Origin of the sequence: Bacillus cereus group sp. Bce019, from assembly GCF_051781745.1 — a bacterium.
GTDB classification, from domain to species: Bacteria; Bacillota; Bacilli; order Bacillales; family Bacillaceae_G; genus Bacillus_A; species Bacillus_A cereus.
Window position 1 is genome coordinate 24,858 of sequence record NZ_JBPWJX010000028.1, and the last position, 14,648, is coordinate 39,505.

A 14,648-nucleotide genomic window follows, 5' to 3' on the forward strand; every position below is an offset into this window, starting at 1 on the left:
AAACAATGATCGATTATGCATGGCTCATACCGCTTTTCCCACTCGTTTCGTTTTTGTTACTTATTATATTCGGGAAGAAAATTAGAGAAGGAAGCAGCGTACTTAGTATTTTTTTCGTCTTTCTCTCCTTTATACTTGCGGTACTTGTGTTAATAGAAAGGTTTTCAGAAGCAAGCGTGAAGCATAAGTGGGTGTGGCTTAGAGCTGGAGATGTGGATATATCATTCGGCTTTGAAGTGACTGCATTAGGAGCTTTAATGTTATTTATCGTGACGCTTGTGAGTCTACTTGTACATGTGTATTCGAAAGGTTATATGAAAGGTGATGAACGATTACCGACCTTTTACGCATATTTAGGACTCTTTACATTTGCGATGTTAGGGCTTGTTATATCAACGAATTTATTACAACTTTATATATTTTGGGAATTAGTTGGCCTTGGCTCATTTTTACTTATCGGTTTTTATTTCTTTAAAGAAGAAGCGAAGGCTGCTGCAAAAAAGGCTTTTATTATGACCCGTATTGGGGATGTTGGTTTATTTATCGGGATGATTTTAATTTTTTGGTACGCAGGTAGTTTTGAATATGACGCAATATTTAGGGCGATTTATACAGGGGATCTACCTCCTTACATGATTACAATAACAGCGATATTAATTTTTATCGGGGCGATGGGGAAATCAGGTCAGTTCCCGCTTCATACGTGGTTGCCAGATGCAATGGAGGGGCCAACACCCGTTTCGGCACTTATTCACGCGGCGACGATGGTCGCAGCTGGCGTATATTTAGTAGCGACGATGTTCCCTCTATTTTCAGCAAGTACAGTGGCGATGCAGACAGTGGCAATCGTTGGAGCTTTCACTGCAATCTTTGCGGCCTCTATCGGTCTTGTGCAAACAGATATAAAGAGGGTGCTTGCTTATTCTACAGTTAGCCAGCTCGGGTATATGATGCTCGCGTTAGGTTCTGCCGGTTATGTAGCTGGTATATTTCATTTAATGACACATGCTTTTTTTAAAGCACTACTATTTTTGGCGGCAGGAAGTGTAATTCATGCTGTGCATACGCAAAACATTAATAAAATGGGCGGTTTACAGAAGAAGATGAAAGTAACTGGTACGCTATTTTTAATAGGTACCCTTGCCATTAGCGGTGTTCCGCTGCTTTCCGGTTTTTTCAGCAAAGATGAAATTTTAGCGGCGACGTGGATGAATGGCAATTACGTTTTATTTACTTTAGCGGTAATTGCGGCGTTTTTAACAGCGTTTTATATGTTCCGCCTTTACTTTCTTGTCTTTACTGGAGAAACGAAGACGAAGGAAGAAGTGCATGAATCGCCTCGCGTTATGACGTATCCAATGATTGTTCTCGGCGTTCTCGCAGTAGTGGCAGGATATATAAATACACCATGGTTTGGGACGTTTCTCGGAGATTGGTTGACGAAAGATGTAGGGTTTAAGGTTGAAGAAACGCATGGACCAGTTTGGATTATGATTGTTGCGACACTCGTTTCATTTGCGGGAATCGCTCTTGCATATTTCATATATAGGAAGAAATCAATTTCTAGGAATTGGGCTGGGGGTACGGAAACATCGCTTTATAATCTTTTGAAAGAAAAATATTATGTGGATGAACTATACAACATGACGGTGATCCCTATTACGAAAGGAATCGCTCATGTGCTTCGCTTATTTGAAGTGTATGTAGTCGAAGGAATTGCAGTTTTAATTGCAAGTGTAGTGAAAGGCACAAGTAACCTTGGATCGAAACTTCAAAACGGGAATGTACAAGTGTACGGTACTGTAACGGCGGTTTCGCTCGCTGTACTCGTCATTATTTTGCTCTATACGGGAGGGGATTTACGATGAATGATTTGTTGTTAACGTTCTTCATTTTTTCCCCGCTTTTAGGAATTTTATTGCTTGTATTAACACCGAAAAAGGAATTGCGTACAGTGCGAGCGCTTGGCTTATTTGGGACGGCGCTTCCATTTGGAATCGCTATCGTCCTCGCTTGTACATATGCTTCTGGAAAGAATTTGTCACTATTCGATGAAAAGATGAAATGGATTAAGTTCGGCGATTTTACAGCGGTAGATAAAAGGTGGTTTTCTATTTATTACGAGCTCGGTATTGATGGTTTGTCGCTTGTCATGATGGTACTGACGGCTCTTCTAGCAACGCTTGCAGCAATTGCAGCCTTTTCTATTAAAAGAAATTTAAAAGCATTTTATATGCTGTTACTCATGCTAGAAATAGGAATGCTCGGCGTCTTTGCTGCTCAAAACTTAATGTTGTTTTTTATCTTCTTTGAAATTACGTTGCCACCAATGTTCTTATTAATTGGAAAGTGGGGAAAATTGTCGAGTGAAAAGGCTGCGTATAGTTATTTAATATATAACGGTATTGGCTCAGCTATTTTGCTCATTGTTTTCTCAATTTTGTTCGCGAAAACAGGTACAACAAATATTGTGGAGCTGAAAGAGATATTAAGAAGCGTAAACGCAGAGGGAGCACTCGTCATCCCAAGTAGTTTGCAGCTTAGTGTATTTATTGCCATAATGATTGCTTTTGCAATTAAACTACCTGTTTTTCCGTTGCACCGCTGGATGGTCAATGTACACATAGAAGCGCATCCAGCTGTAGTTATGCTTCATGCGGGTGTTTTGCTGAAGATTGGAGCGTACGGTATTATTCGCTTCGGGAAAGGGCTATTCCCGGAATATTTTCACGATGTTGCAACACTAATTGCGATATTAGGCGTAATTAATTTATTATACGGTGCCTTTTTAGCGCTCATCCAAACAGACTTTAGGAAAGTATTGGCTTACTCTAGTATTTCGCATATGGGAATTGTGTTAATGGGACTTGCGTCACTTAATGCACCTGGTACACAAGGAGCGTTATTCCAGGTTGTATCGCACGGTTTAATTGCAGCCTTGCTGTTTTTCTTACTCGGTGTTATAGAACAACGTTTCGGAACATCAGACATTACAGCGCTTGGTGGACTCGCAAAAAGTGTCCCAGTACTTAGCGGCTTCTTCTTAGCAGGAGGAATGGCATCGCTCGGATTACCAGGGATGTCTGGGTTTGTTAGTGAATTTCTTGCCTTTCTCGGTTTATTTCAAGGAGAGCCCGTCATTGCTGCAGTCGGTGTGATTGGCATCATTTTAACCGCTGTATATGTATTAAGGGCGACACTTCAAGTGACATTTGGAAAGAAAGAGTGGGAAGCAAAATCTGATATACACGGATGGGAGTATGTCCCTGTTTTACTACTTATCTTTTGTATTATTGCAATTGGAGTTATGCCAGAAATACTAGGGGATCCGCTTCAAAATACATTGAAAACATTGGGGGTGAAGTAGGATGGATATGAATACGTTACTTAGCTTATCGTGGCATCTAATGGTGCCAGAATTTATTATTCTCGGCGCCGCCATCCTCCTTTCCATATGTGATTTGTTTTTTAAGCTGAACCATAGATATGTAGCTCTTGGTGCGATTGCTGCCATCGTATTAGCAATCGTGTCATTAATTACTCTATATAGCGAACCGGCAGGAGATATTTTAAATGGATCGTTTGTGTTAGATGGATTTTCAAAAGGGTTTAAAACGTTGCTATTAGGTGCCTCAGCCCTCATTTTATGCACCGCAATGAGCGATGATAAGAAGAATCCAATCGAAGATAAAGGTGAATATTATTACTTATTTTTAATGGCACTTCTTGGTGCGATGTTCATGGCTTCTAGTGTAGATTTTATTACCCTTTTCGTTGGTTTGGAGTTACTTTCACTTTCTTCTTATATTTTAGTAGGAATACGAAAAAAGAGCCGTGCATCAAATGAAGCGGCAATGAAATACGTCATTAGCGGAGGAATTGGAACGGCGATTACGCTCTTCGGAATGAGTTATTTATACGGTATTACAGGTTCAACTAACATTGTAGATATGCAAAAGGTACTCACTGGGGAACTCGCTAGTGGTATTCAGTTATTGTTAGCTCTCGCATTTCTTTTATTGCTAGTTGGTCTCTCATTTAAAATTGCCACAGTGCCGTTTCATATGTGGGCACCTGATGTGTATGAAGGAGCGGCTACACCAGTTACTGCTTTTCTTGGAACGATTTCTAAAATTGCCGGGTTCCTACTCATTATTCGTTTGTTCCTTATGATCTTTGCAAGTGTATTAATACAAGGAGATATGCAATCTTTATATGGGCATATGAGTATATATATTGCGGTGCTAGCAAGTATTACGATGATTGTTGGGAATGTAGTCGCGTTAAAACAATACAATATAAAGCGTTTATTTGCTTATTCGGGCATTGCTCATGCAGGATATTTACTCGTTCCACTTGTGGCATTATCACCATTTACGATGGATAGCATGTGGTTTTATATGCTGGCATACATGCTTATGAATATAGGGGCATTTGCTATCATCCACGGATTAATCTTACAAAATAATGAGGAAAATATAACAATTTTCACAGGTTTATATAAAAGGTCGCCATTTACAGCGATAATGATGACAATTTTTATTTTATCGTTGGCTGGGATACCAGGAACGGCTGGCTTCATTGGAAAGATTAATATCTTTTTAGGCGCACTTCATGTAGAGCCAGCACATTACGTACTAGCTTCGATTATGATGGGTACGACAGTTGTTTCATTCGTATATTATTTCCGTATTTTACAACAAATGTTTTTCCGCACCGGAGAGACAGAAGAGAGAATACGGTTACCGTTAAATATAAAGGTTGTTATGAGTCTTTGTGCAATTTCGATTGTAATACTAGGGATTATGCCGATGATTGGGTACAATTTCTTTTATGAATATTTTCCATTAATGAAAGATTTCTTCTTCTTAGGGAACGTGGTACAATAGTGAAAATAAAAGGTGTGGAGTCAGTACTCTGCGCTTTTTATTTTGTGTTAACTTGTAATGTAGATATACGTTTTTGGAAAGAAAATCACGATGTAAAATGTAAGATGTCTATGTGCATTTGAAAAAGTGTAGCTCCTACTTATTATGGTATCGTTTTTATATTCTTTCATAAGTAGTAGCTGAGTAAAAAGGGGTCGATTTTTTGGCACAACTTTTAGGGCAACAAGCACTGATTGCCATTGTTTCGCATTTATTGTTTATTACCATTACGTGGTGGGCCTTACAAGGCATTCACATTGAGCGTTTAATGAAGTCCGGAAAAGTGCTGCAGACGCGAGTATTACTCATCTTAATTACAATTGCAATTGGGACATCTGTAAGTAACTTTTTCCTTGATTATTTAGGCTATTCGAAGAGTTTAACGTATTTAGTAAAGTAAGTGTATAGAACCTCAAATCTCCGTTAACAATGGGGATAGGAGGGGATGAAATTGAAGTTTAAAGCTATTCTTATTGTTGCACTTAGTGTTGTTTTATTTTTGGTTGGATATAGAGAGATGAAACCGATAAGCGATGAACAGAAAATGGAGAGCATGATCAAGGCTTTAGAGAAAAATGATGCTAAAGTAGAAAAATGGTCATGGTTAGCGAGAGAAACAAAAACAATTTCTAACATACATACGTTTCAAAAGTTGTTAAACGATGTGAAGGAAAAGGCAAATATTCAAAAGTGGGAAGTAGAGCAATCTCCAGATGGATATAAAGCTACATCCTATAAAAAGCTTTCTTCTTATGAAGAACGAGTAGTAGTAACTTGGAGTAAAGAAAATACTAAAGAAAACACTTTCATTATCTTTGAAGTAAGTGGGGCGAAATGGGACCCGAAGTATGTTCAAAACATGAATAAAATTTTTAGTGAAAAACCTATAATTTACACTTGTGTTCAAGGTGTACTGAATGATAAGATTGAAGGTGTTTTGCAAAATAAAACCAATCAGGTTTTGAAAGATCTTTCAGCAAGAGCGATCGAACAAGTAGAAGAAAGAGCATTTGTGTCAGTCTCCGCATACAATAAAAAGTGGGATGACGCTCTTTCAACAAATAGAGAGAAAATAAATGTGCAAATAGCAATACGTTCTACAGACAACAAAGATACAATTGTGGTTGGCACACCGATCATAACTTCTGAGTATTGAGTGAATAGATACTGAAAAAAGGACACGGAGGGGAATAATTTGGAAAAGATCATCGTCCGTGGCGGAAAGCGGTTAAACGGCACAGTGCGTGTTGAGGGCGCAAAAAATGCTGTATTACCTATAATCGCTGCAGCCCTATTAGCGAGTGATGGAAAGAATGTACTATCTGAAGTACCAGTTTTGTCTGATGTATACACAATTAATGAGGTATTACGTCATTTAAATGCTGAAGTCGTATTTGAAAATAATCAAGTAACAATCGATTCTTCTAAAGAACTAAACATTGAAGCACCATTTGAATATGTACGTAAAATGCGTGCATCTGTTCAAGTAATGGGACCATTATTAGCACGTAACGGTCGTGCTCGTATTGCACTTCCTGGTGGATGTGCAATTGGTTCACGTCCAATTGACCAACATTTAAAAGGCTTCGAAGCAATGGGAGCAAAAGTACAGGTTGGTAACGGTTTTGTTGAGGCATATGTTGAGGGAGAACTAAAAGGAGCTAAAATCTACTTAGACTTCCCAAGCGTAGGCGCGACAGAAAACATTATGTCTGCAGCTACATTAGCAAAAGGGACAACAATTCTTGAAAACGCAGCGAAAGAACCAGAAATCGTTGACTTAGCTAACTTCTTAAATGCGATGGGAGCGAAAGTACGCGGAGCTGGAACTGGAACGATTCGTATCGAAGGCGTTGATAAATTATATGGTGCAAACCACTCTATTATTCCTGACCGTATTGAAGCGGGAACATTCATGGTTGCAGCAGCAATTACTGGTGGAGACATCTTAATTGAAAATGCTGTACCTGAACATTTACGCTCAATTACAGCGAAAATGGAAGAAATGGGTGTTAAAATTATTGAGGAAAACGAAGGTGTACGTGTTATCGGCCCAGATAAGTTAAAAGCGGTTGATATTAAAACTATGCCTCACCCAGGTTTCCCAACAGACATGCAATCACAAATGATGGCATTATTACTACAAGCTGATGGAACAAGCATGATTACAGAAACGGTATTCGAAAACCGCTTTATGCACGTTGAAGAATTCCGTCGTATGAATGCTGATATTAAAATTGAAGGTCGTTCTGTTATTATGAACGGTCCAAACAGCTTACAAGGTGCTGAAGTAGCAGCAACTGACTTACGTGCTGCAGCTGCATTAATCTTAGCTGGTTTAGTATCAGAAGGTTATACTCGTGTAACTGAGTTAAAACATCTTGACCGTGGCTATGTAAACTTCCATAAGAAATTAGCTGCATTAGGTGCAACTATTGAACGTGTAAACGAAAAAGTAGAAGAAGTGAAAGAACAAGAAGTTTCTGATCTTCACGCTTAATTAAAATAGTCTCTATGTCTTTTGACATAGGGGCTATTTTTTTTGGTTATTACTGTTATAGTCAATAAATTCTATACTTATGCATGTACCAGTAAAAATATTTAGAAAATTTCTGTTTTATACTCTTCCCCTTAAGTATGTTCTAAAAGAAAGAGTTGTTCCATAAGAATGAATGGAGTAAAGCTTTTATATTGGAGGAAAATAGGATGAAATTTTCAAAGCCACTTTTTATTACAGTAGCGCTCTTAATAGCGCTCGTTATCATTGTACCTGCAGCCCTTGTTATTCCATTTGCGAAAGCAAAAGTAGGGGAAGAAACGGCCTCTAATACTCCTCCAGCGATAGAAAGCATACCAGCTCCAGGAAAAGTAGATACAGCTGTTCAAGTTGCTGTATATCGCGAAAAACAGAAGAAGGTAGAAACATTACCAGTGGAGGAGTATGTGACAGGTGTAGTAGCTTCTGAGATGAATGCCAGTTTTGAAATAGAGGCACTAAAGGCGCAGGCATTAGCAGCGAGAACATTTGTAGTACAACGTATGCTAAGCGGAGGAAAGAAAAATAATGCGGACGTGACAGATACGGTGAAAGATCAAGTGTACAAAAGCAAAGATGAATTGAAGAAGCAATGGGGTAATAACTACGAAAATAATTTGAAGAAAATCGAAGAAGCCGTTTCGAAAACAGCAGGACAAGTTTTAACGTATGATGGAAAACCAATTTCAGCATCCTTCTTTTCAACGAGTAATGGCCGAACAGAAAATGCAGCTGACTATTGGGGAAATGATTATCCGTACTTGAAAAGTGTAGATAGTCCGTGGGATCAAGCCTCTCCAAAGTTTACGAGCGAGCAAACATTTACAGTAGCTGATTTTCAAAAACGTCTCGGTGTGAAAGTGCTAGCAGACGGGAAGGTTGGAAATATTAAAGACCTTACGGAAGGAAAGCGCGTAAAGGATGTAGTTTTTCAAGGAAAAACATTAACAGGAAAAGAAGTTCGTGAAAAGTTAGATTTACGTTCTTCTGATTTTACGTGGAAACAACAAGGAGATAAAATCATCGTTACGACGAAAGGCTTCGGTCACGGCGTTGGTATGAGTCAATACGGGGCGAACGGCATGGCAGCGGAAGGAAAGAAATATACAGATATCGTCGCTCATTACTATAAAGGCGTTGAAATAAAGACGATGAATGATTATGAAGGAAAATTGATGGTGAAGAAATAGGTGTCAGAACTCTGGCGCCTATTTTTTTGTTTAGAATAGAATAATTTTCCATTAATTGTTTGATATAATAGGATAAAAAATATTTGGAGGAGACGAAATGGCGCTACTGGAGTTGAAACAGTTAGAGAAGACGAACCAGTTACCAGAAATTGAGCTAAAGGTTGAAAAAGGACAATGTATTGTTTTGCAATGCAATAATCATACAGCTAAAGTGTTACACCGCATCATTATTGGTGAAGAAGAAGCTTCGACTGGCAATGTACTGTTTGAAGGAGAAGCAATTGGAAAGAAAAATTATTCCCGCATCGGTTTTTGTTTTTTGAAAGATGAGGCATATGATCGTTTGAAGGTGAAAGAATACTTTAAGTTTTTAATAGGGCTTTATGAATCAAAGATAAGTATAGAAGAAGTTGTGCAGTCTGTTGGTCTCCTAGATAAACTAAACGTTAAAATAGAAAAACTATCATTTTCAGAGAAACGCCGTCTTCATATTGGACGAATGATGATTCATAATCCGGATTTAGTCATTTTGGAAGAGCCAGAGCAAAATGTAGATATAGAGAGTACGATTATTATTCGAAAAGCAATTATGAAAATGAAAGAGCAAGGAAAGGCGATTTTTATTACGTCATCTTTTCTATCGGATGCCCTTTCGTTAACGGAAGATGTATACATATTAAACAACGATGGTGTGAAAAAGATAGAAATTGAGCAAGAGGAAGTGGAAGAAGTCGGTGAAGAAAAAGTCATTCAAATGATTCCGCAAATGAAGTTAGAAAGAATACCTGCGAAAGTGAACGATAAAATCATTTTACTTGATCCGATGGAAATCCATTTCATTGAAACGCAAAACGGAGTAACGCATATTCACGTTCGTGAAGGTGATTTCGTATGTGCATTAACATTAAGTGAACTAGAAGCAAGATTAACAGGTTTTGGTTTCTTTAGATGTCACCGCTCGTATCTTGTGAATTTACAAAGAGTACGAGAAGTGATTACTTGGACTCGTAACAGTTTTAGTTTAATTTTGGATGACGAAAGAAAAAGTTCAATTCCGCTTTCAAAAGGACGCATGGATGAATTAAAAGGCGTGATTGGGCTATAAAAAGTGTTCCAATAAGCTCAACATGCGATTCATTCACCGGTAAAAATACTCCTTTTACCGGTATTTTAATGCGACTACCCTTTGTTTTTCATATGATTGAGTCAAGAAAAGTGAAACAAACGAACGAAAAGCGCTAAAGCGACTTTCATCTATAAAGAAGAAAAACAAAGGGGATGAAGAAATGACATTGGCAATTGAAATGAAAGATGTAATGAAAAGTTTCGACGGAAAAACGGCACTTCGAAATGTAAATATTGAGGTGAAGCGAGGAGAGATATTCGGATTCCTCGGACCGAGTGGATCTGGGAAAACGACAACAGTAAAAATTTTAACTTCTCAATTACTTCATAGCGTTGGAACGGTAAGAGTATTAGGGAAAGATATTACAGGACCAAGTAGCATCGAGTATAAACGAATTGGTATTTTAACAGATAACAGCGGCTTATATGAAAGACTTAGCATTTATGATAACTTACTATTATTTTGTGACTTATACGATTGCAAAAAAGAACGAATCGATGAAGTACTAACACAAGTAAATTTATTAGATGATAAAAAAACACCAGTAAAGAAACTATCAAAGGGAATGAAGCAACGCGTCACACTAGCGAGAGCAATCCTTCATAAACCAGATATCCTCTTCTTAGATGAACCAACATCTGCACTTGATCCAGTAAACGTACAAAACATTCATAAAATCTTAAAAGACTTAAATGAAGAAGGAACGACGATTTTCTTAACGACGCACAACATGGATGAAGCAGAAACGCTTTGTAACCGTATTGCCTTCCTTTGTGGCGGAGAAATTGTAGCACTCGATACGCCAGAGAACCTGCGCTTACAATACGCTAAGGATCAAATAGAGGTCGTATTAAAAGGTAAACGAAAAGAAGTAGTGCAAAAAGATGAATTAGGCGCAAATCGTATTTCAGAATGGATGAAAAAGGGCGAACTGTTATCTATTCATTCATACGAACCAACGCTAGGCGATATCTTTATTGAAGTTACTGGGAGGGGATTATAATGACATTTTCAATGAAACGGTTTTCGGCTATTGTAAGAAAAGAAATAAGTGATGCAGGTAAAAACTCACAAGTTATATTAATGGCGCTATTACCTATTCTACTTGCTGTATTTTATAGTAATATGGATTCTATAAAAGAGTTCTTTGCAGGTTTTATTATTGTAATGACGATTACTATGGTGGGAAGTTATGTGCAAGCAATTATTATTGCAGAGGAGAAGGAAAAACACACGTTACGAGTATTGATGTTGTCTCCAGCAAGTCCAATAGAAGTTATTTTAGGTAAAAGTGTATTAACTGTATTTTTTGTACTAGCATCTAGTTTTATTAGTTTAGTGATTTTAGATACTTTTAAAGGAAATATTAGTATGCTAGTTATTATTATTTTAATAGGAACATTGTTATGTGTCGTTTTAGGTACTATAGTTGGCTTACTATCCCAAAATATAGCACAAACATCTATATTGGGGCTTCCGATTTTTATAATATTCATAATGGGGCCGATGCTACAAGAAATGGTTAAGAATGAGTTTATTATAAAAGTAGTTAAGCTTCTTCCGACAAATCATGTTATGGAAGCATTGCAAAAAGTTATAAAGGGAGAAGGATTTATTGCAATTCAAGAACATATTTTAAACAATACAATTTGGACTATATGCCTTATCATTCTTTGTATTATTGTGTACAAAAAGAAACAATTAGACTAAAAACTGAGCTAAAAGTGCTCAGTTTTTTCTTTTTTCTATCATTTCCTCGGAAATTTTACAGTTCTTATACATATTTTTACAGATTTTGTCGAAAAGTAATTAGTTATACGTTGTATAGGATACGTGAATATTGTTCAAAATGATTGCTGAGGTGATGATGGAATGCGAGGAAGAAATAATAAAAAGTCGCAAAAGGTAGTACATTTATTTCAAAAAAGATGGGTGTTTCCGGCACTATACATTGCTTGTGCAGCGGTAATCTTAATGGTTGCGCTATGGTTCCAAGGAGCTAATCCGAAGAAGACTCCAAACCACGATCAAGCAACACCGTATACACAATCGGAAGATCCAGCAGTACCAGTAACGAAATCTTCAGAAGTAGTGAAAATGCCAGCTGCCGCGAATGCGGAAGTAGTCGTACAGAAGAAATTCTATGAAGATGCAGCAACTGAGGCGGAACAAGAAAAAGCACTTGTCTTTTATAACAACACATATTCCCCAAACAAAGGAATTGACATTGCTGCGAAGAATGGAAAAGAATTCAATGTTGCTGCTGCTTTAAGTGGTACAGTAACGAAAGCTGAAAAAGATTCACTTCTTGGTTATGTTGTAACAGTTGATAGTGGAAATGGTGTAGCGGTATCTTATCAAAGCTTAGGCAGTGTGAAAGTAGAAAAAGGTGCAAGAGTTGCACAAGGTGAAGTATTAGGAACATCCGGTCTAAGTGCAATGAATAAAGAGGCAGGCTCTCACGTTCACTTTGAAGTACGTAAAGACAATGTGGCTGTGAACCCTGAACGTTACTTAAATAAATCAGTAACAGAAATTAAAGCTGATGCAGGTGCTGCAAAGGCTACGAATGCTTCTGGTAAAAAAGCTGATGACAAATCTCAAAAAGAAGAGAAGTCAACGAGCACGAAACCAGAAAGTAAAACAGAAGACAAGTCTCAAAAAGAAGAGAAATCAACAAGCGGTTCAACTAGTGACAAAAAAGAAGAACCGAAGAAAGAAGAAAAATCAACAAATGGTTCTACAGAATCATCTAACGATTCTTCTTCACAAGAATAAGAAAGTGAAAAAATCAGTTCCCACTAGGGGAGCTGATTTTTTTATTTTTATATAAAAATACTTAATTTCGAGAAAAAAGTTGCAAAAACAAGGAAAAATGACGAGATTCTCGAATATATATTACAAAAGGGAGGGGATACTGTGTCATTTTTATTTGTTCTGTCGACTGCTATTATTTTATTGTTTGTTTTATTCACCTTATATTATTATATTGCCGGTAAGAAAGAGGTTCCCCACCATCAATTATTAGAAGAAGAGTTTGAAAGAGAAGAATGACGCCTTATATATAAGGTGTCATTTTTTTTCGTCAAAATAGTCACTGTTAACGTATTTCTCACAAAAAAACGTAATTTTTCTTAACTTAGTCCGCAAAAATAGTGAACATGTAGCATATATCAGTAGTGCGGGCAATACAATGGTATAAACCAAAGCAAAGAGAGTGTTTGAGGTGAGAAATCGTGAATCATTTCATTATAAATCCAAGAATGTTTAACGCTTACAAACAGCACTCACACTTACTTCTTAGTCGTATGCAGCGAGGCTCATTTCACCCTTCTCACATCCAAATTAGGGAGGCGAGTGGTGTGCACGATTACATCAAAGAGAGAACTATCAAGATTGGTAAGTATATCGTGGAGACAAGAAAGACAGTGCGTGTCATTGCAAAGGAATTTGGGGTATCAAAGAGTACAGTCCATAAAGATTTAACAGAGCGTCTACCAGAAATTAATCCAGAGCTCGCAAATGAAGTGAAAGAAATTCTTGATTATCATAAGTCTATTCGTCATTTAAGAGGTGGAGAAGCAACAAAGCAAAAGTATAGAAAAGAAGATGTAGAGAAGCCTGTACGTCAATAATGTTACAGTAGCAAGCATTCCGTTCACATTCGATAATATTTTTCAGAAGAATTCTTTTTGCGAATATTACGTTTCTGTTAAATTTATGATAAAATCAGAAATTAGGTGAAAAGAATTCGGGTGTAACCTGATTTTGAATATCGAGGAGGAAAAAACGGGAATGTTTGCGCGAGATATCGGAATTGACCTAGGTACGGCTAACGTATTAATTCATGTTAAAGGTAAGGGTATTGTATTAAATGAGCCATCTGTTGTGGCAATCGATCGTAATAGTGGTAAAGTATTAGCAGTCGGTGAAGAAGCGAGAAGTATGGTGGGACGTACGCCTGGTAATATTGTAGCAATTCGTCCACTTAAAGATGGTGTAATCGCAGACTTCGAAATTACAGAAGCAATGTTAAAGTATTTCATTAACAAATTGGACGTAAAGAGCTTCTTTTCAAAACCTCGTATTTTAATTTGTTGTCCAACAAATATTACATCAGTAGAACAAAAAGCAATTCGTGAAGCTGCTGAACGTTCAGGTGGTAAAACAGTATTTTTAGAAGAAGAACCAAAAGTAGCCGCAGTTGGTGCTGGTATGGAAATCTTCCAACCAAGCGGTAACATGGTTGTTGATATTGGTGGAGGTACAACAGATATCGCTGTACTATCTATGGGTGATATTGTTACCTCTTCCTCTATCAAAATGGCTGGCGATAAGTTTGATATGGAGATCTTAAACTATATTAAACGTAAGTATAAGCTATTAATCGGAGAACGTACTTCAGAAGATATTAAAATTAAAGTTGGTACAGTATTCCCAGGTGCACGTAGCGAAGAACTTGAAATTCGCGGACGTGACATGGTAACAGGCTTACCACGTACAATTACAGTATGCTCTGAAGAAATTACAGAAGCATTAAAAGAAAATGCAGCTGTTATTGTACAAGCTGCAAAAGGTGTATTAGAGCGCACACCACCAGAATTATCTGCAGATATCATCGACCGCGGTGTTATTCTAACAGGCGGTGGAGCTTTACTACACGGTATCGACATGCTTCTAGCAGAAGAACTAAAAGTACCAGTATTAATTGCTGAAAACCCAATGCACTGCGTTGCGGTTGGTACAGGTATTATGTTAGAGAATATCGACAGATTACCAAAGCGTGCTTTGAGATAATTTGAAAGAACTAAGGCTAATGCCTTAGTTCTTTTTTTTCGTTTTTATATTTTTTTATTTTGATTTTTTGC

Annotated in this window: 14 protein-coding genes; all 14 read left to right on the forward strand. The window is 37.5% G+C overall.

Features of this window, described 5'->3' with window-relative positions; all coding sequences use genetic code 11:
- Positions 1-5 precede the first annotated feature (5 nt).
- The 14 genes from nuoL (at position 6) to ACS2QP_RS25200 (ending at position 14,577) form a co-directional block, all read left to right on the forward strand.
- Positions 6-1,868, forward strand: a complete 1,863-nt coding sequence (gene nuoL / locus ACS2QP_RS25135; protein WP_438882954.1) for an NADH-quinone oxidoreductase subunit L — start codon at positions 6-8, stop codon at positions 1,866-1,868.
- Entirely contained in the window at positions 1,865-3,367 is a 1,503-nt protein-coding gene (locus ACS2QP_RS25140; RefSeq protein ID WP_000998925.1) for an NADH-quinone oxidoreductase subunit M, read from the forward strand. Before nuoL ends, ACS2QP_RS25140 begins: the two co-directional genes overlap by 4 nt.
- Before the next feature lie 7 nt (positions 3,368-3,374).
- Entirely contained in the window at positions 3,375-4,889 is a 1,515-nt protein-coding gene (nuoN, locus tag ACS2QP_RS25145) for an NADH-quinone oxidoreductase subunit NuoN (protein ID WP_002180561.1), read from the forward strand.
- 202 nt (positions 4,890-5,091) lie between these two features.
- Positions 5,092-5,328, forward strand: coding sequence for a DUF1146 family protein (locus ACS2QP_RS25150; RefSeq protein ID WP_000057889.1), 237 nt, complete (start codon positions 5,092-5,094; stop codon positions 5,326-5,328).
- 51 nt (positions 5,329-5,379) lie between these two features.
- Positions 5,380-6,084, forward strand: coding sequence for a YwmB family TATA-box binding protein (locus tag ACS2QP_RS25155; RefSeq protein ID WP_000669016.1), 705 nt, complete (start codon positions 5,380-5,382; stop codon positions 6,082-6,084).
- A 39-nt stretch (positions 6,085-6,123) separates the two neighbouring features.
- Positions 6,124-7,428: a UDP-N-acetylglucosamine 1-carboxyvinyltransferase gene (murA, locus tag ACS2QP_RS25160; protein WP_000411274.1), complete on the forward strand. Its 1,305-nt coding sequence runs from the start codon at positions 6,124-6,126 to the stop codon at positions 7,426-7,428.
- Between the two features lie 206 nt (positions 7,429-7,634).
- On the forward strand, positions 7,635-8,654 hold the full coding sequence (spoIID, locus tag ACS2QP_RS25165) for a stage II sporulation protein D (protein WP_438882955.1): 1,020 nt from the start codon (positions 7,635-7,637) through the stop codon (positions 8,652-8,654).
- A gap of 97 nt (positions 8,655-8,751) precedes the next feature.
- Positions 8,752-9,759 (forward strand): LytTR family transcriptional regulator DNA-binding domain-containing protein, encoded by a 1,008-nt coding sequence (locus tag ACS2QP_RS25170; RefSeq protein ID WP_044306738.1) that lies wholly within the window; start codon positions 8,752-8,754, stop codon positions 9,757-9,759.
- 181 nt (positions 9,760-9,940) lie between these two features.
- Positions 9,941-10,783 (forward strand): ABC transporter ATP-binding protein, encoded by an 843-nt coding sequence (locus ACS2QP_RS25175; protein WP_332284118.1) that lies wholly within the window; start codon positions 9,941-9,943, stop codon positions 10,781-10,783.
- On the forward strand, positions 10,783-11,490 hold the full coding sequence (locus tag ACS2QP_RS25180; protein ID WP_006926555.1) for an ABC transporter permease: 708 nt from the start codon (positions 10,783-10,785) through the stop codon (positions 11,488-11,490). The genes ACS2QP_RS25175 and ACS2QP_RS25180 overlap by 1 nt, the downstream gene beginning before the upstream one ends.
- Before the next feature lie 162 nt (positions 11,491-11,652).
- Positions 11,653-12,558, forward strand: a complete 906-nt coding sequence (locus ACS2QP_RS25185; protein WP_001214926.1) for a M23 family metallopeptidase — start codon at positions 11,653-11,655, stop codon at positions 12,556-12,558.
- 141 nt (positions 12,559-12,699) lie between these two features.
- Entirely contained in the window at positions 12,700-12,834 is a 135-nt protein-coding gene (locus tag ACS2QP_RS25190; protein WP_000008901.1) for a hypothetical protein, read from the forward strand.
- Between the two features lie 308 nt (positions 12,835-13,142).
- Positions 13,143-13,415, forward strand: a complete 273-nt coding sequence (gene spoIIID, locus ACS2QP_RS25195; RefSeq protein ID WP_000544012.1) for a sporulation transcriptional regulator SpoIIID — start codon at positions 13,143-13,145, stop codon at positions 13,413-13,415.
- Between the two features lie 160 nt (positions 13,416-13,575).
- Positions 13,576-14,577 carry a rod shape-determining protein gene (locus ACS2QP_RS25200; protein WP_000457978.1) on the forward strand — a complete coding sequence of 334 codons (1,002 nt, stop codon included), beginning with the start codon at positions 13,576-13,578 and terminating at the stop codon, positions 14,575-14,577.
- The last annotated feature ends 71 nt before the right edge of the window (positions 14,578-14,648 follow it).